The organism is Arenimonas sp. (assembly GCF_047602345.1).
Classification (GTDB): Bacteria; Pseudomonadota; Gammaproteobacteria; order Xanthomonadales; family Xanthomonadaceae; genus Arenimonas.
Genome location: NZ_JASGHN010000006.1, coordinates 1,186,060 through 1,202,208, shown reverse-complemented (window position 1 = coordinate 1,202,208; position 16,149 = coordinate 1,186,060). Strand labels below are relative to the sequence as shown.

Annotated in this window: 14 protein-coding genes; 11 read left to right on the top strand and 3 right to left on the bottom strand. The window is 67.3% G+C overall.

What is annotated here, in order from left to right:
* The first annotated feature begins 65 nt into the window (after positions 1 to 65).
* The 4 genes from QM707_RS10130 to QM707_RS10115 all read left to right on the top strand — a co-directional run bounded on the left by QM707_RS10130 (position 66) and on the right by QM707_RS10115 (position 3,254).
* Positions 66 to 1,073 (top strand): L,D-transpeptidase family protein, encoded by a 1,008-nt coding sequence (locus tag QM707_RS10130; RefSeq protein ID WP_415001725.1) that lies wholly within the window; start codon positions 66 to 68, stop codon positions 1,071 to 1,073.
* Positions 1,074 to 1,089: 16 nt separating this feature from the next.
* Positions 1,090 to 1,788, top strand: a complete 699-nt coding sequence (locus QM707_RS10125) for a M23 family metallopeptidase (RefSeq protein ID WP_415001724.1) — start codon at positions 1,090 to 1,092, stop codon at positions 1,786 to 1,788.
* A gap of 58 nt (positions 1,789 to 1,846) precedes the next feature.
* Positions 1,847 to 2,221, top strand: coding sequence for a hypothetical protein (locus QM707_RS10120; RefSeq protein WP_415001723.1), 375 nt, complete (start codon positions 1,847 to 1,849; stop codon positions 2,219 to 2,221).
* Positions 2,222 to 2,306: 85 nt separating this feature from the next.
* A complete protein-coding gene (locus tag QM707_RS10115) occupies positions 2,307 to 3,254 on the top strand; it encodes a GAF domain-containing protein (RefSeq protein WP_415001722.1) in 948 nt (315 codons plus the stop codon).
* 25 nt (positions 3,255 to 3,279) lie between these two features.
* Here the strand turns inward: QM707_RS10115 and QM707_RS10110 are convergent, their stop codons facing one another.
* The gene (locus QM707_RS10110; RefSeq protein ID WP_415001721.1) at positions 3,280 to 3,933 is read right to left on the bottom strand and encodes a hypothetical protein; all 654 of its coding nucleotides are present in this window, start codon (positions 3,931 to 3,933) and stop codon (positions 3,280 to 3,282) included.
* Positions 3,934 to 3,995: 62 nt separating this feature from the next.
* Between QM707_RS10110 and QM707_RS10105 the strand changes: the two genes are divergently transcribed.
* From QM707_RS10105 to QM707_RS10090, 4 genes are all read left to right on the top strand, one after another.
* Positions 3,996 to 5,003 carry a helix-turn-helix transcriptional regulator gene (locus QM707_RS10105; protein ID WP_415001720.1) on the top strand — a complete coding sequence of 336 codons (1,008 nt, stop codon included), beginning with the start codon at positions 3,996 to 3,998 and terminating at the stop codon, positions 5,001 to 5,003.
* 142 nt (positions 5,004 to 5,145) lie between these two features.
* Complete coding sequence (locus QM707_RS10100) at positions 5,146 to 5,367, top strand: hypothetical protein (protein WP_415001719.1); 222 nt, start codon at positions 5,146 to 5,148, stop codon at positions 5,365 to 5,367.
* Between the two features lie 52 nt (positions 5,368 to 5,419).
* Positions 5,420 to 5,914, top strand: coding sequence for a PepSY domain-containing protein (locus QM707_RS10095; RefSeq protein WP_415001718.1), 495 nt, complete (start codon positions 5,420 to 5,422; stop codon positions 5,912 to 5,914).
* A 133-nt stretch (positions 5,915 to 6,047) separates the two neighbouring features.
* Positions 6,048 to 6,626, top strand: a complete 579-nt coding sequence (locus QM707_RS10090) for a DUF4410 domain-containing protein (protein ID WP_415001717.1) — start codon at positions 6,048 to 6,050, stop codon at positions 6,624 to 6,626.
* A 21-nt stretch (positions 6,627 to 6,647) separates the two neighbouring features.
* Here the strand turns inward: QM707_RS10090 and QM707_RS10085 are convergent, their stop codons facing one another.
* Both QM707_RS10085 and QM707_RS10080 read right to left on the bottom strand, forming a co-directional pair.
* Entirely contained in the window at positions 6,648 to 7,484 is an 837-nt protein-coding gene (locus QM707_RS10085; protein ID WP_415001716.1) for a PhzF family phenazine biosynthesis protein, read from the bottom strand.
* Positions 7,485 to 7,634: 150 nt separating this feature from the next.
* Positions 7,635 to 8,948 carry a hypothetical protein gene (locus tag QM707_RS10080; RefSeq protein WP_415001715.1) on the bottom strand — a complete coding sequence of 438 codons (1,314 nt, stop codon included), beginning with the start codon at positions 8,946 to 8,948 and terminating at the stop codon, positions 7,635 to 7,637.
* A 327-nt stretch (positions 8,949 to 9,275) separates the two neighbouring features.
* Here QM707_RS10080 and QM707_RS10075 point away from each other — a divergent pair, with 327 nt between their 5' ends.
* The 3 genes from QM707_RS10075 to QM707_RS10065 all read left to right on the top strand — a co-directional run bounded on the left by QM707_RS10075 (position 9,276) and on the right by QM707_RS10065 (position 16,145).
* Positions 9,276 to 12,494: a two-component regulator propeller domain-containing protein gene (locus tag QM707_RS10075; RefSeq protein WP_415001714.1), complete on the top strand. Its 3,219-nt coding sequence runs from the start codon at positions 9,276 to 9,278 to the stop codon at positions 12,492 to 12,494.
* Positions 12,491 to 13,375 carry a class A beta-lactamase gene (gene bla / locus QM707_RS10070; protein WP_415001713.1) on the top strand — a complete coding sequence of 295 codons (885 nt, stop codon included), beginning with the start codon at positions 12,491 to 12,493 and terminating at the stop codon, positions 13,373 to 13,375. The genes QM707_RS10075 and bla overlap by 4 nt, the downstream gene beginning before the upstream one ends.
* 193 nt (positions 13,376 to 13,568) lie before the next feature.
* The gene (locus QM707_RS10065; protein ID WP_415001712.1) at positions 13,569 to 16,145 is read left to right on the top strand and encodes a hypothetical protein; all 2,577 of its coding nucleotides are present in this window, start codon (positions 13,569 to 13,571) and stop codon (positions 16,143 to 16,145) included.
* Positions 16,146 to 16,149: the final 4 nt, after the last annotated feature.

The following is a 16,149-nucleotide window of genomic DNA, read 5'->3' as shown; positions in this document are numbered from 1 at the left end:
CGACGCATTCCGCCGCTTCGTTCATGTTGCGCTTCCTATGATGACCTCGTCATCGGAGGACCATCATGGAAAACAGGACGTTGTTTCTTGGCCGGTCTTCGCGGTCGTTGCTGATCGGTCTGGCCTTGTTCGCCGCCATGCCATCGATCGCGGCATCGCTGGATTCGGTAATCGATGCCGCCGCCGTCAACGAAGTTTCGCCATCCGTGCCGCTGCAGGCAGGCGCGTCCGGCGCGGCGGTGCTGCGCGCGCAGATCCTGCTCGAGCGCGCGAGCTTTTCGCCGGGCGAGATCGACGGGCGTTACGGCAGCAACATGAAGCTCGCCGTCGCCGCCTTCCAGTCCGCGCGAGGCCTCGACGACAGCGGCGTGCTCGATGCCCCGACCTGGGAGGCGCTCAATACGCAGGCCGCTGCCGGAGCGCTGGTGCAGTACGAGATCAGCGCGGCGGACATCGCCGGCCCGTTCGCCAAGATCCCGGTCGACATGATGGAAAAATCGACGTTGCCCGCGCTGGGCTATGCCTCGCCGCTCGAGGCGCTGGGCGAGAAGTTCCACGCCAGCCCCGATCTGCTGCGCCGACTCAACCCCGGCGCGGATTTCGCCAAGGCCGGTGAACAAATCCTCGTGCCGAACGTGGTCGGCATCTCCCTGTCGGCGCCCGTCGCCAGGATCCTCATCGACAAATCCGATGCCGGCCTGCAACTGCTCGACGCCGAAGACAAGGTGCTGGCGCGCTACCCGGCGTCCACCGGCAGCGAACACGATCCCTTGCCGATCGGCGAGTGGAAAGTGACGGGCGTCGCGACCGATCCGGTCTTTCATTACAACCCCGCGCTGTTCTGGGACGCCGATCCGAAGAACGAGAAAGCCAAGATCGCCCCGGGTCCTAACAATCCGGTCGGCAGCGTCTGGATCGATCTGTCGAAGGAGCATTACGGCGTGCATGGCACGCCGGAGCCGTCGAAGATCGGCAAGACCGAATCGCACGGTTGCATCCGCCTGACCAACTGGAGCGCGCGCAGCGTGGCCGAAGTGGTGCGCGCCGGCACGCCGGTCACGATGCGGGAATGAGGCAGGAGGGCATGCGATGAGAACCTGGGCCGCCTTCCTTCTCGGTGTCGTGACCGGCGCATTGGCGCTGGTGCTGCTGTTCGAGTATTTCGCCGATGACCCGCCGCCGGCGCCACAGGTGGTGCCGGTGCAGCCGACCGAAGCGGCCGTTCAAGAGCCGGTGCCGGAGGTTTTCGCGCCGCCGGCTTTGTCGCCGGATCTGTTCGGCGTCGCCGACGCCGACGCCGGCGCACCGGCGGCCGAAACCGATAGCGAAGCGTCTGCGTTGCCCGCGACCGATCCGGCGTTGGCGAACCTGCTGATTCCGGTGCAAGGAACCAGTGCTGCGGTGCTGATCGACACCTTCAGCGATGCGCGCGCGCAAGGCAGGCCGCACGACGCCATCGACCTGATGGCGCCGAGCGGCACGCCGGTGGTCGCGACGAACGACGGCGAAGTCGTCAAGCTCTTCAGCAGCGAACGCGGCGGATTGACGATCTATCAGTTCGATCCTTCGCGGCGCGTGGCTTACTACTACGCGCATCTCGATCGTTACGCCGAGGGTTTGCGCGAGGGCACACGGTTGCGCCGCGGCGACGTGATCGCTTACGTCGGCAGCAGCGGCAACGCCGACCCGTCGGCACCGCATCTGCATTTCGCCATCTTCGAACTTGGCCCGGACAAACTCTGGTGGCAGGGCCGGGCGATCAATCCCTATCCATTGCTGCGTCGCTGAGGCTTGACGCTGCTCGGCGGTCGCCGTCACGATGGCCGGGAATCCGTGGAGGCCTCCGATGCGTTTGCCCGTCGTTCTCTTCCTTGCCGTATCGATTGTCTCGGCAGGCTGTGCCCAGCCGAGCTTCGAGGAGAAGCTGGCCACGTCGAAGGCGAACATCGAAAGCGGGGAGGGCAAGGTCTACGACGACGCCCTAACCCAGGCGCTGAGCGGCGCCAGCCAGGACATCATCGCCTGCTACCAGTCGAACCCCGGCAAGAAGGACGTGCATGGCTTCTTCGAATTCGGGGACAAGGGCTACACGGTCACCCTGCGCCCCCAGGACGCCTTCACCGACTGCCTGACGAAGGCGATGGAAGGCCGCGATCTGCCGCCACCGCCACGCAGACCCTACCTGAACTACGCCAGTTTCGTTTACGCCCCGAAGTCCTAGGCGGGAGAACGGTCGGGCTTCGTTTTTCGTTCACGCCGGATCGGATATCTTGCCGGACGGTGATTGCCGGGAGAGGGATAGCGCGATGACGATGACCATGGACGAAACTGTGCGTCAGCGCACGCTGGATTCCTATCGGCTGGTGGATAGCCTGCCGGAGGAGACTTACAACGATATCGTGCGGCTGGCGTCCCTGCTCTGCGATACGCCGATCGCGCTGGTGACCTTGCTCGACCGAGACCGCCAGTGGTTCAAGGCCAAGATCGGCCTGGACGACGACGGCACGCGCCGCGACGAGGCCTTCTGCAATCACGCGATCGCCGAACCCGACCAGCTGATGGAAGTGCCGGACGCGACGGCCGACCCGCGGTTCATGCAAAACCCGCTCGTCACCGGCGAGATGGGTATCCGTTTCTACGCCGGCGTGCCCCTGCTCGGCCAGGGCGGCGCGCCGTTCGGTACCGTCTGCGTGATCGATCGCAAGGAGCGTTCGCTCAGCGGCAAGCAGAAGACCGCGCTGGCGGCCCTGGCGCGCCTGACCATGTTCCTGTTCGAGACCGGGCAACGACAGCGCGAAGGCGAACGCGGCGAGGTGTTGGCGGCGGCCGAGGCGTCTGCCGCGACGGCGCCGGCACCGGCCGTACCGACCGGCTTCGCCGTCGTGTTGTTCGAACTCGTCGATTGGGCGGGCGCTACCAAGCGCATCGGCGAACGCGCGGTGGAACGTGCCTTGCAGCGCCTCGAGGACGAGTTGCAGGCGCGGTTGCGACCCGGCTCGGGCGACAGCGTCAATCGCGTGACGGGCAGTCCCGAGCTGATCGTCGTGTTGCACGGCGACGACGTCGGCGAGGCGCTGGCGCAGCTGCATGCCTGCATCCCTTCGTTCGAGCGCGAGACCGAGCTGCAGGTATTGACCGCGCATGCCGTCTCCGAATCGCCGGGCGAGAAGACCGAATTCGTCTACTTGCGCGCCGACGCCGCGCTGTCGGAAGAAAAGGACGTCTATCGCGCCGGACTGGCCGCCGCCGGCTGAACCGGCGACGGCCGCCCGCATGGGTTCAGGCCAGGGATTCCGCCGGTTCCTGCGCCGCGCTCGCACTCACCAGGCGTTCGCCGTAGTGCGTCGCGTCCGACACCTGGGCCACGCGTTCGAAGCGCATGAACCAGGTCGTCTTCCAGTTCTTTCCGTCGTCGAAGGAGATGGCCTGTTCCCAGGTCACCACATCCTTGGAGACGCGCTTCCAGACGCCGCGCGCAAGGATGGGCTTGCCGTCGAGGTTGTCCGGCGAAACGAAGGTACCGACCCCATCGACGAAGCGTCCGTGCTGCGCTTCCTGCAGCACGCCGAAACGCGCCGAGACCCAGCTGTCTGACCAGGTGCGTTTTTCGCGATCGAAGGTGCGCATCGCGCTGCCGAAGGGCTTGCCTTCGGCATCGCGCAGTTCCTCGACGCTGACCAGGCCGTCGAGCAGGGTGAAGAAGCGGGCCTGACCCTTGAACTCGATCCACTCCTCGCCTTTCGGGTCCTTCAGCATTCGGTGATCGATGCGCCAGCGACCTTCGAGGAAATAGAGGCCTTCGGCATCGGTGGGAAGGGCGCCGGGCTGGTCGGCGGGATGGGCGGGTGCGTTGCTGGACATGGCGATCAGGGCTCCAAGGGCGAACAGGGACAGGAAGAAAGGACGCAGCGACAGACGGGATAGCAGGGGCATGGCGCGGACTCCGGTGTGGGACGCCTGACCAGCTTAGGCAGGCAATCACGCCAACCTGTGTCATGTATTGCTGCTACTCTTCGCCGATGCGCGCCGGACGACTCCTATCGCTGCTGATGCTGCTGCAGGCCCGCGGCCGGATGAGTGCGCCGGCATTGGCGGCGGAACTGCAGGTTTCGGTACGCACCGTTCTGCGCGACATCGACCATCTCTCCATCGCCGGCGTGCCGGTCTGGGCCGAACGCGGACGCGATGGCGGCTTCCGCTTGCGCGAAGGCTGGAGCACTGAACTCACAGGATTGACCGAAAGCGAGGCGCAGGCGCTGTTGCTGGCCGGCCTGCCTTCGGCCGCCACCGAGCTGGGCCTGGGTTCGGCTTCGACCTCGGCGCGCCTGAAGCTGCTGGCCGCCGTGCCCGATGCCTTGCGCGAAGACGCCGAGCGCGTCGGTTCGCGGCTGCATATCGATCCGGTGGACTGGTATCGACGCGCGGCGCCACCCGCCTGCCTGCAGACGGTGGCGCATGCGGTCTGGCGCCAACGCGTGTTGTCCATGCGTTACGACAGCTGGACGGGCTTGCGCGACCGGACCGTCAAGCCGCTCGGTCTCGTGCTCAAGGCGGGCGTCTGGTACCTGGTCGCGCTGCCGCCGGACGGCAAGCAGGCGCGCACGTATCGCCTGTCCAACATCCGCGAACTGCAACTGGCGAAAGCCACCTTCGCCTATCCGCGGAAGTTCCGCCTGGTCGAATTCTGGCGCGATGCCACCAGTCGCTTCGAAAGCGAGATCTATCGCGATGCGGCATTGCTGCGCGCGAACGCGCGCGGGCTGAAGAAGCTCGGCGAGATGAGCGCGGCGGTGAACGAGGCGGCGTTGCGCACGGCGACGCCGGAGGCCGGTGGCGGCGAATGGCAACGCGTGCGCGTGCCGATCGAATCGATCGATCATGCCTGTGGACAATTCCTCGCCGCCGGCATCGACATCGAGGTATTGGAACCACGCGCCTTGCGCGACCGCATGCGCGAAGTCGCTTCGGCCCTGCACGGCGTCTACGCGGCGGCGAAGAGCTGAGGCGATCGCGCGCTTCTACACACGCCGATCACATGCATGAATGCCGGCCACGCGCCGATCGCGATTTCAGTTTGAATTAATGCCGCCGACGCCATCTTTGATTTGCGACGAGATCCTCGGCGCGAAGAAAAAGGAGATGTCCATGAGCATGAAGTTCAAGCGCGGTTCCGGCCGCAAGACACGCGCCCCCCTTCCTTCCAAGGCCAGCGACTACTTCCCGGCCGGATCGGGTTGGAACCGCTATCCCGAATCCGTTCCGCCCGTCACGCGCCAGGCGGTGACCAGGCCCTTGCCGGCGTATCCGCAGGCCAATGCCGTGCCGCCGCCGGCCGGCAGGTACTCGGGCGAAGCCTTGCGCCGTTGAGCCGAACCGCGCCGGGCGATGCCCGGCGCGCCTCCACCGTTGGAGAACAGACATGAAGACCACCCTGCATCACCACGCGATTCCGCTGGCCGTTGCGCTCGCGTTAGCGATCACGACGGCGCCGCCGAGCCTGGCCGGGCAACAGACGCCGCCGGCGACCACGCAAGCCGACAGCGGCATGACCGAAGCCGACGTGCGCGCCCTGTTGGCCAGTAACGGTTACACGGAGATCAACGACGTCGAATTCAAGGAAGGCACCTGGACCGCCGACGGCAAGAGCGCCGACGGCAACCACGTCGAACTGCGCATCGACGCGGCCACGCGGAAGATCTATCCGGACGATGCCGTCGCCAACGTCGGCAAGGAACGCGTCATCGCCAACGTGATGGCGGCCGGTTTCCGCAACGTCCACGACGTCGAGCTTGAGGACGGCGTCTGGAAGGCCGAGGCGAACGATGCCGACGGCAACGATGTCGAGGTGACGGTCGATCCGAAGGATGGCCACATCATCGGCTCGAAGAAGGACGTCGTGGGCGGGAACAAGTAATCCCGCCCGCCCGCGCGCCTGGCGGGAGCGTCCGGGAACGGGCGCTCCCGTTTCCGTTGCGCCTGGCCGCCCGCGCTGGTGCCTGGCGTTTGGAGTAAGGTAACCCTCGGGCAAGGGCGGAAAGGGGAAGGTCATGCGTATGCGTCGTCTGCTGCCGCTTGTGGCGGCGGTTTTCCTTATCGGCTGCGGTTCGGTCTCGGGGCTCAAGCGCGCGCCGGGCGAAGCGGCCCGCCTCGCCGACTACGGCCGCGTCGAGGTCATCGATTTCAGCGCCAGCGGCGGCAAGAAGTTCGACGACGCGAAGAAGCAGCAGGAATACGACGAGAGCCTGGCCGAGGCGCGCGTGCGTTTCGCCGACAAGATCGCCGAAGCCCTGACCAAGACCGGCGAGTTCGGCGAGGTGTCGCGCAAGGTTTCCGCCAGCGACGCGCTGCGCATCAGCGGCGACATCACCCGCTACGACGAAGGCAATATCGTCGCGCGTGGCTTGACCGGTTTCGCCGGCCAGACGCATTTCGAAGCCATGGTCGTCATCACCGACGCCCGCAGCGGCCGCGAGATCGCCCGCGTCAGCGTCGACCGCAACAGCTGGCCGCTGCCGGTGGGTGCGTCGGCTTCGACCCTTCAGACGACGAACTACTTCATGGAGAACGCCGCGAAGAAGGTCGCCGAAGAGTTGCTGGCGGCACGCAAGCGCGAAACTGGGCGCTGACCGCGCCAACCGCTCGCCCGATCAATCGGGCATGACCCTCGCGGTGCCCGACACGCGGATCGAACTTCCGCGTTCGTCGGGAATGCGCGCATGCAGGATCGAACGGCTGCCCATGTCTTCGCCCTGGATGATCTCGATCTCGCCGCCGTGCGGCCAGTCGATATCGCGCAGATAGCCGGCGAAAGCCGCAGTGGCGGCGCCGGTGGCCGGATCCTCGTAGACGCCACCGGAGGCGAAGGGATTGCGTGTATGGAAACGCGTGGGACTTTCCGCCCAGCCCAGCAGGATCGTGACCAGGCCCTCGCGATTCATCAATCGCCGGCCGGCATCCAGTTCGTAGCGCATCGCCGACAGCGACTCGCGCGAACGCAGGACCAGACCTAGATGATCGGCGCCGCCGTGGATGCGCGCGGGCGGGATGCGCGGGTCGAGATCGCCACGCTGGTAACCGAACAGCGCCAGCGTTTCCTCGAGCAAGGCATCGGATATCGCCGCGCTGCGCGTCGGCGGCGACTGCAGGGCGGCGGCGATGACGCCGGCATCGCGCCTTCCTTCGACGCTGATGACGGCCTGGTTGAGGGTCAGTTCGAATCGCCCGTCGCCGTCGCGCAGGGCCAGCGCCGCACCGAGCGCGATCGTGGCATGGCCGCAGAACGGCACTTCCGATTCGGGCGAGAAATAGCGCACGCGCCAACCGCCACCGGCTAGCGGCGCGGCAAAGGCGGTTTCGGAGAAGCCGACGTCGGCCGCGATGCGCTGCATCTCGGCTTCGGTCGGCAGGGCATCGGCGATCGCGACGCCAGCAGGATTGCCACCGCGTTCGCCATCGGAGAAAGCGGCGATCTTCAGGAGTTCCATGTCCGTATCCAGGGAGGGGTCCACCCATCTTGAGGGCGAGTCTTCCAGGACGAAAGGTGCGCTTGGCGGGACAGACTATCCCGGTCGCCGAAAAGAAAACGCCCGGGCCTTGCGACCCGGGCGTCCTGAGGTTGCGGTGTCGGTCCGCGTTTAGCGGATCAGCTGCAGGGCGAGCACCGAAAGCAGCACGTTCGACAGCAGCGAATCGGAGCCGTTGTAGCGGTAACCGTATTGGCGGCGACCGTAATAGGCATCCTCATAGCCGCGGCGGAAGCCTTCGCGGAAGTAGTAGTTGTATTCGGGCTGGTAGACGTAATAGCCGTAGTAACCGAAGTTCGCGTCCTGGTAGACCCAGGAACTACGGTAGTCGTAGCGCCAGCCGTCCATGCGATCGGCGTAGCCGGCACGGAAACCTTCCTGGTAACCGTAGTTCAAGGCCTGGCGCAGCATCTCGGCCTGGTAGTAGTTCACCGAATACCAGCGGCCGCCGCGGTAATAGCGGTACGAGGCCGGCGTGTAGTAGTACGGATCGTTCCAGTAGTCGTGGCGGCTGGAGTAGTAGCGGCGCTGCAGGTCGAGCAGACGGCGCCAGTAGTCCTGCTGGTAACGATACTGCGAGCCGCGGTTGTGACGGCGCAGGTCGTCCCAGACGCGGCGGGCGTCGCGTTCGCGATTGTTCTGTTCGCGACGGAAGCGATCGGCCTGCTGCTGGTGCTGGTTGATCACCACCTGCTGCTGCTGGCGCGACAGTCGCGGCTGGCGCTGGGCCTGGGCGCGCTCGGTCTGGCGCACGCGTTCGAGCTCGTTGCGCTCGCGCTGGATGCGCTGCTCGCTCAGGCGGCTCTCGGTCGCATCGCGGCGCTCCTCCTGACGCTCGCGATTCTCCTGGCGCTCCTCGCGCTGGCGATCGCTGCGCTCACGATTCTCCCCGCGGACTTCGGCCTGGCGTTCGCGCTGCTCGTCGAAGCGTTCGCGTTGTTCCTGCGCCTGCTCGCGCTGGCGGTCTGCGCGCTCGCGCGATTCCTCGCGGACCTGGGCCTGGCGTTCGCGCTCGTCGGCCACGCGCTCACGCTGCTGTTCGCTACGTTCGCGCTGTTCCTGGGCCTGGTCGCGTTGGCGCTGGGCATCCTCGCGCTGGCGGGCGGCCTGCTCGCGCTCGTCGCGCTGCTGGCTCATGTCGCGGCGCTGTTCTTCCTGGCGCTGGCGCTGATCGTTCTGTTGCTCGCGCTGTTGCGCGGCCTGTTCGCGCTGCGCACGGGCATCCTGCTCGCGTTCGGCGCGCTGCCTGCCGGCTTCCTCGCGCTCGTCCTCGCGTTCCTTGCGGGCCTTCTCGCGATCCTGCTGGCTTTCTTCCGAACGCTGCCGTTCCCGGCCCTGCTGCGCAAACGCCGGCGAACCGACGACGGACAGGGTCGCGGCGATCACCGCGCTCAGCATCAATCGATTCAAGATGGTCGCTCTCATGTCTCTCTCCGTGTATGCACCCGCAGCCGGCCCGCCACGCGGGCGCCGGGAGTGCAGGCCTAGACTGCCGTGGAGAAGATGAACCGCCGTTTACGGAAACCGGGCGCGCGCCGAGCCGGATGGCGGCGGTTCATCCAGCGACGCCGCCCACGATGCGGTTCAGCCTGGGTTGCGTGCGGCGACTACCACTGCGCCTGCGGATCGAAGCTCGACAGGCGCGGTTCGAAACTGGCTCGCCTTCGATCTGTTCGCCATCCGGAATTTACGCCAGACTCGCGGCAAGCCCGGGGCCTTGCCGGATCGACCACCGCCGCACGGACACATCGCTTGTTCCCGACCCCGCCCGCGTTGCGACGATCCCTGGCTGCGCTGGCGTCGGCGCTGCTGCTGTCGGCGGTCGCCGCGCAGGAACGCCCGGGCCTGATCTCCTTCCAGCGCCTGGCCATGCCCGACGATGTGCCGGCGCATCTGTGCGCGGCGATGACGCAGGACGAACAGGGTTTCCTGTGGATCGGTACGCAGGATGGCCTGGTGCGTTTCGATGGCTACGGTCATCGCGTCTGGCGCCCGGTATCGGGCGATGCGCATTCGTTGGGCGGCAGCTATGTGCGCAGCCTGTTCGCCGCGCGCGATGGGCGCGTCTGGGTTGGCACCTTCAGCGGCGGCGTCTCGGTGTTCGACCCGCGCAGCGAGCGCTTCACGCAATACCGGCACGACGATGCCGATGCGCACAGCCTCGCGCAGGATCGCGTCGAAGGCATCGCGGAAGACCGCGACGGCGCGTTGTGGTTCGCGACCAACGAAGGTCTCGATCGCCTGTCGTCCGCGACCGGTCGTTTCGAGCATTTCCGTCATTCCGACGCGGCCGGCAGCCTCGCCGCCGACCAGGTGCGCGCCTTGCTGGTGGATCGCGGCGGCACCTTGTGGGTGGGCAGCCGCGACGGTCTGCAGCGATGGGTCGCGAAGACGCGGCGTTTCGAGCGCGTGGCTTCGGATCCGTCCGACGCCGCTTCGCTGGCCGGCCAGCTGGTCGTGCGCCTGATGGAGGATCGCCAGGGTCGCTTGTGGGTCGCGACGGCGGAACACGGGGCCGCCTTGCTCGATCCCGCTCGCGGAACGCTCCGGCGTTTCAAGCACGACCCGGCGTCGCCGCAGGGCCTGAGTCATTACTGGGTGTACGGTTTCGCCGAAGTCGGCGATCGCGAACTTTGGGTGGCGACGTTCGGCGGCGGCATCGACGTGATCGATACCCAGACGCTGCAGGTGATCGACCGATTGCATCACGACGCCGCGCTGACGGGCAGCATCGGCAGCGATCGCATCGGTTGCCTGCGCAGCGATCGCTCCGGCCTGGTCTGGGTCGGTACCTGGGGCGCGGGACTGATGCGTCACGATCCGAGTACGCGCGCTTTCCAGCACTGGCGTTACAGCCCGGAACGCCGCGACGGACCGACGCATCCGTCGATCGTACGTTCGTTGAGCCTGGCGAACGGACAGCTATGGCTGGGCACGAATGGCAACGGCATCGACGTGATGGATCGCGACGGTCGCGTGATCGGCGGCTATCGCCCGGATCCGAAACGACCCGGCGCATTGTCCGATGGTTCGATCACCGCACTGGGGCAGGGCACGGACGGCGTGTTGTGGGCGGCCACGCTCAACGGAAACCTGCACCGCCTCGCGCCTGGTGCGAAGGACTTCCGTCGTTTCGATGCCGAAGACGGCCTGCCGCGCGGACCGATCCGCACGATGGCGTTCGCACCGGACGGTGCGTTGTGGGTCGGCTCGGCCGAGGGCATGGCGCGCATCGGCCCCGACCTCGGCGTGCGCGCCTACCGGCACGATGCGGCCGATGCGAACTCGCTGTCGGGCCGTTCGGTGGAATCACTGGCGTTCGCGCGCGACGGCACACTGTGGGTCGGCACCGAGAACGGATTGAACGCCTTCGACACGGCGAGCGGTCGCGCGACCCGCATCCAGCGCGATCCGCGGCGCAGCGACAGTTTGCCCGACAACTGGATCCCCGATCTGATGATCGCGCGCGACGGGCGTCTGTGGGTCGGTACGCAGATGGGCGCCGCCATCCTCACGCACTGGGATGGCAAGCAGGCGAAATTCGATGTGCTGGCCCCGCGCCTCGGGCTGCCGCCGCGGCCGGTGGAATCGATCATCGAGGACGACGATGGACAGGTCTGGTTCGGTGCGCGCCTGCGCATCGATCCGAAGACATGGAAGCTGCGGTCTTTCGGCCCTTCCGATGGCAATGACATACCCACGCTGTTCATCGCCAGTCGCGTGCGCACGCCGGAGGGTCGCCTGTTGTTCGGCAGCGCCGAGGGCCTGCTGATCGTCGATCCCGCGCGACTGCGGCGCTGGACGTTCGCGCCGCAGGTGGTGGCGACCGAGATCCGCGTCGAAGGCGCGATGCTGCCGGGCGCGACGCAACGTCCCTCCGTGCGGCTGGAACACGGTGAGCGCGATCTGCGCGTGGACTTCGCCGCGCTCGACTTCAGCGCGCCGCAGAAGCTGCGTTACCGCTATCGCCTCGATCCCTACGATGCGCGTTGGAACGAGGCCGGCTCCGACCAGCGCAGTGCCGCCTATCCGCGCCTGCCGCCGGGCCAGTACACGCTGCGTGTGCAGGGCAGCAACCGCGAGGGCGTCTGGAGCGGACGGGAACTGGTCCTGCCCGTGCGGGTGATGCCGGCCTGGTACCAGACGCTGGGATTCCGGTTGGCGATGTTGCTGGCGGCCGCTTTGCTGCTCTATCTGTTCTATCGACTTCGCGTGCGCCAGTTGCGCGCGCGCAGCGTCGAACTGGCCGGGCTCGTGCGCGCACGCACGGCGGAATTGGAGACGGCTTACCAGCGCATCGAACTGGCCAGCGTCACCGATCCGCTCACGGGTTTGGGCAATCGTCGGCGCTTCGAGCAATCGATCGGGGCCGACCTGAAGGAATCGCTGCGTCGCCACGCGGCGGCCGATCGCTCCGGCGAAGACGATCTGGTGTTCTTCCTGCTGGACCTCGACCACCTGAAAAAGGTCAACGACGGCTATGGCCATGCCGCCGGCGATGCCGTTCTGGCGCAGACCGCTACGGTCATCGAATCCTGCTTGCGCGCATCGGATCAGGCGATCCGCTGGGGCGGCGAGGAGTTCCTGCTGACCGCGCGCTTCGTCGATCGGGCGCGGGCGGCGGCGATGGCGGAGACACTGCGGGCCGCGATCGCCGCACACGAATTCCGCATTCCGGGCGGCAACGTCCTGCGTCGCACCTGCTCGATCGGTTTCGCCAGCTTCCCGCTGTTGCTGTCGGCACCGTCGGCGGTCGACGTCGAACCGGTGCTGCAGCTGGCGGACGCGGCCCTGCATCGCGCCAAGCGCGCCGGTCGCAACCGTTGGGTCGGCATCGCGGCGACCGAACGCGCCGATACCGGCGATGGCCGCGGCCTGAGCGTCGCGGTGCGTGCCTTCCTCGGCGACGCCGACGCGGCCGTCGCCGCCGGACTGTTCCGACTGATCCTTCCCGCAGGAGATTCCGCATGAGCGTCGATCCCGCCCGCCGCAGGCTATTGCTGACGGCGGCCTGCCTGCCGGCGATCGCCCTTGCCGGCACCAAGCCGGGCACTCCGCCTGAGGCTGATTTCGCGGGCGAACTGGGCCGGATGGAAAAGGAATACGGCATGCGCATCGGCGTCGCCGCCCTGGACCTGCGCGATGGCCGACGCCTCGGTCATCGCGAAGGCGAACGCTTTCCGATGTGCAGCACGTTCAAGTTGCTGCTGGCGGCGGCGGTGCTGGCGCGCAGCGTCGAAGACGCGCAGCTGATGCCGCGTCGCATCGCGATCGCGAAGCAGGACATCGTCACCTACTCGCCGGTCACGGAAGCGCGGCTGGCCGACGGCATGACGGTGGCGGAGCTGTGCCAGGCCACTTTGCAGCGCAGCGACAATGCCGCCGCCAACCTGCTGATGAAACAGATCGGCGGGCCGGAAGCGGTGACGGCCTATGCCCGCCTGCTTGGCGATGCCATGACGCGACTCGATCGCTGGGAAACCGAACTCAATTCGGCCATCCCCGGCGACGAGCGCGACACCACGACGCCGCAGGCGATGCTCGGGAACCTGCGCGCATTGTTTTTCGGCGGCGTGTTGCCGCAAGCGCAGCGCCAGCAGCTGGAGGAGTGGATTCGTGGCAACAAGACCGGCGACGAACGCATTCGCGCCGGTGTGCCGGCAACCTGGGCGGTCGGCGACAAGACCGGCTCTGGCGCCTACGGATCGGTCAACGATATCGGCGTGATCTGGCCGCCGACATCGGAACCGATCCTGCTCGTGATCTACACCACGCACGACCGCGCCGATGCGAAAGGACGCAACGAAGCCGTGGCGCGGGCGACGAGCCTGGTCGTCCGAGCCCTGCGCTGAAGGAACGTTCCGCTGCCGGAGAACGTAAGCAGCGCTGAGCGACGCCGCGGCGGATCGTCGCCTGCGCATTTTTTTCGCCCCGGCGAGCGACGCGGATCCGCTCGCATCCCTGGCCGGATCGCCAAGTCGCCCGCGTTGTCCTCGGAACGATGCACAAGACCGCTGCGGTCCGCGTCGAACGGGGGATGCACGCATGCCTAGCGATCGCGCCATCGCGCAATGCGAGCGCTTCGTTTTCCTCGACAACCTGCAGCCGGCCACCTGCGATTCGAGCTGGCCGCTGGGCCTGCAACGGGAAGGCTGGCTGTTGTCGGCGAACAATGCGACGCCGCAGATGCTGGCGTTGGCGGGCAGCGTACGCGATTGCGGCGCGATCCTGATGGCCGACAACGGCAACTGGTCCCTGGCCGGCGAAGCGGTCGCGCCGTTCGCGGCGGATGTCGATGCGTACGAAGCGGGCGACGAGGTCACGCCGGAACAGCGTGAAGCCCTCGCGTTGCGCATCGCCGACGAAGCCGATCGCATCCAGGATCGGCTTGGTGCGCAGGGCTTGCTGGCCGCGCAGATCCGCATCGGCGGCCGCTGGATGGTCGGCCCGGAAGACCTGGGCATGGTGGCGCTGCTGCGCGCGGGCGTGGCTTGCGATTTTCCCGATGAACATTCGCTGGTGCGAGAGCGCTGGCGCCGCACGCGCGATCGCTTCCGTGCGCTCGATCGCAGCGGCTTGGGCGACTGCATCCCGTACATGGTATTGCACGCCTGGGATTGGCCCAGCGCGAACGCCGTGTCCACGGCCGCGACGAGCGAGGGCCTGGGCGATGCCGTCGCGGTCAGTCTCGGCGTCGCGATGCGCAGTCTGCGCTGGATCGACAGTCTTCCCGGCCCTGGTGGCGTCACCACGCTGCCGCGGCGGTTGCCGGAAAAATACCTTCGCGCGGTGGCGCTGGTGCATGGCGCCATGGCGGGAATGCGCGATGCTCCGCGCCTGCACCTGCTGGGCGCTGCGGCGCCGATCCTGATTGCCGTGCTGGGCCTGTTCGCGCCCTTCGCGCGGGCGCTGAGCATCGATTCGGCTGCGCCCGTGCTCGATGCGCAGGACGGCTGGTTGTACGGCGAGCGGGACGCGTTGCTGAAGATGAAACGCGAAGTGCTGGCCGCGCGCCTGCTGATGCGTGGGGAAGACTATGCCAGCGACGACCCGTTCTTCCGCGAGTTCGATCGGACTCATCCGCAGGATTGGCCGGCGTTGCGTCGCGAACTGGGTTTGACCGGAAGCGAGACCGAGGCCGACGTGAAATCGCGCGTGCTGGCATCGCCATCGGCGATGCGCGAGTACGCGCCTTACCTGGCACCGGTGCTCTCGATCACCGATCCCTTCTGCTTCGACCTGATGCGCGCCCGCTGCGGCGCCAACGCCTGGCACCTGCAACGCATCTGCCAACGCGTACGCGAACGCATCGACGACCCCGTCGAGCTGCGGCGATGGGTCGAATCGGAGGTCGCGCGCTATTCGGCCGTCGCCGATCCCGTCTGGGCGGAAGCCACGCGCCAAGCCCTGTCCTATGCGCAGCAGACGCTGCCGCTGCGCCCCTTCCGTCCGCCCGAACCAAGGAGAACGATCATGCCCGCCGCCGTTCCGGAAGCCCTGAGTGCGCGCCTCGCACAACTGTCGAGCGCGAGTTATGCCCGGCAGGTGCCGGGGCCGTCGCCCGACGGATCCGTGCAGGCCTTGTCGAACTGGTGGCTGCATCGCGAACGCCTGGCTGGCGACGTGCTCGAGTACGGCACGCTCGCCGGTCGCGCGGGACCGGTCGTCGCGCTGGCGGAACTGCGCGGCACGCTGGCCGTCTACGCCGAACGCTTGCCGATCGACGTTCCGCTGACGTTGGCGGGCTCCGGCCTGGTCTCCCGCGTGCTGGCGCGCACCACGTATTACGAATTGGCCGACGCATGGAACGAAGGGCGCAGGCTGCGCGGTCGCATGCCCTGGCGAACGGGCACCGAGCGCGAGGTCGACGAACTGGAGGCATCCTTCACCGTCGTGCTCAAGAACAGTCGACGCATCGCACTCAGAGGGCAGGCGCGGGATGTGCATCGACTCGCGGCCGAGCTGTCGGCGTTCGCCGAGCGCCTGAAGGCGAGTGCGGCACCCATCGCGGCGGCGGAGGACAGCCTGCAATCGCCGGCACTGCCTGGCTTGCGCGTAAGCCGGCTGATTCGCCAGACCAGTCTGATGGCGGCCGCGCTGCCCTTGCTGCAGGCGCGGTTGGGCGACGCGATGCTGGCGAGAACCACGCGCGAATCCTTGCAGAGGCGCGAACGATTGCGGCGCCTGGATGGGCCGCCGTTGATCGGAGCCCTTCGCCTGCTGCGGCCGGCCGAGGGCACGCGCGTGCAGATACGCGGTCGGTTGGTCGAGGCCGGTTGGGTCGAGCTGCCGGAAAAGCCCTATGGCTGGGCGAAAACGGCTGAGGGCGTGACCCTGGTCTTGCCACGCAAGCGTTTCGAGAACCGCGGCGCTCTGCCTGGTGCGTGGATCTGGGCCGCCGGCACGGTGGAGAACGGATTCCACGATCGCGGCACGGTAGTGAAAGTCGAAGCGGAAGGTCCCAGCCAGCACGCCGGCGTGGTGTTCTTCGACTGGCTCGCCGACGAATTGCGTCCGCAGATCGATCTGTACCCCGGAAGCCTGCGCTTGTGGTGGGAGCTGCCGGATCCGCGCGATCCCCGTCATTTCCGCGACACGTTGGCGCATCTCGCGCCGCGCTGAGCGC

Bases quoted from the DNA above. Each gene is read 5' to 3' on its own strand.
- QM707_RS10130 (WP_415001725.1), top strand. From the start codon at position 66: ATGGAAAACAGGACGTTGTTTCTTGGCCGGTCTTCGCGGTCGTTGCTG.
- QM707_RS10125 (WP_415001724.1), top strand. From the start codon at position 1,090: ATGAGAACCTGGGCCGCCTTCCTTCTCGGTGTCGTGACCGGCGCATTG.
- QM707_RS10120 (WP_415001723.1), top strand. From the start codon at position 1,847: ATGCGTTTGCCCGTCGTTCTCTTCCTTGCCGTATCGATTGTCTCGGCA.
- QM707_RS10115 (WP_415001722.1), top strand. From the start codon at position 2,307: ATGACGATGACCATGGACGAAACTGTGCGTCAGCGCACGCTGGATTCC.
- QM707_RS10110 (WP_415001721.1), bottom strand. From the start codon at position 3,933: ATGCCCCTGCTATCCCGTCTGTCGCTGCGTCCTTTCTTCCTGTCCCTG.
- QM707_RS10105 (WP_415001720.1), top strand. From the start codon at position 3,996: ATGTATTGCTGCTACTCTTCGCCGATGCGCGCCGGACGACTCCTATCG.
- QM707_RS10100 (WP_415001719.1), top strand. From the start codon at position 5,146: ATGAGCATGAAGTTCAAGCGCGGTTCCGGCCGCAAGACACGCGCCCCC.
- QM707_RS10095 (WP_415001718.1), top strand. From the start codon at position 5,420: ATGAAGACCACCCTGCATCACCACGCGATTCCGCTGGCCGTTGCGCTC.
- QM707_RS10090 (WP_415001717.1), top strand. From the start codon at position 6,048: ATGCGTATGCGTCGTCTGCTGCCGCTTGTGGCGGCGGTTTTCCTTATC.
- QM707_RS10085 (WP_415001716.1), bottom strand. From the start codon at position 7,484: ATGGAACTCCTGAAGATCGCCGCTTTCTCCGATGGCGAACGCGGTGGC.
- QM707_RS10080 (WP_415001715.1), bottom strand. From the start codon at position 8,948: ATGAGAGCGACCATCTTGAATCGATTGATGCTGAGCGCGGTGATCGCC.
- bla (WP_415001713.1), top strand. From the start codon at position 12,491: ATGAGCGTCGATCCCGCCCGCCGCAGGCTATTGCTGACGGCGGCCTGC.
- QM707_RS10065 (WP_415001712.1), top strand. From the start codon at position 13,569: ATGCCTAGCGATCGCGCCATCGCGCAATGCGAGCGCTTCGTTTTCCTC.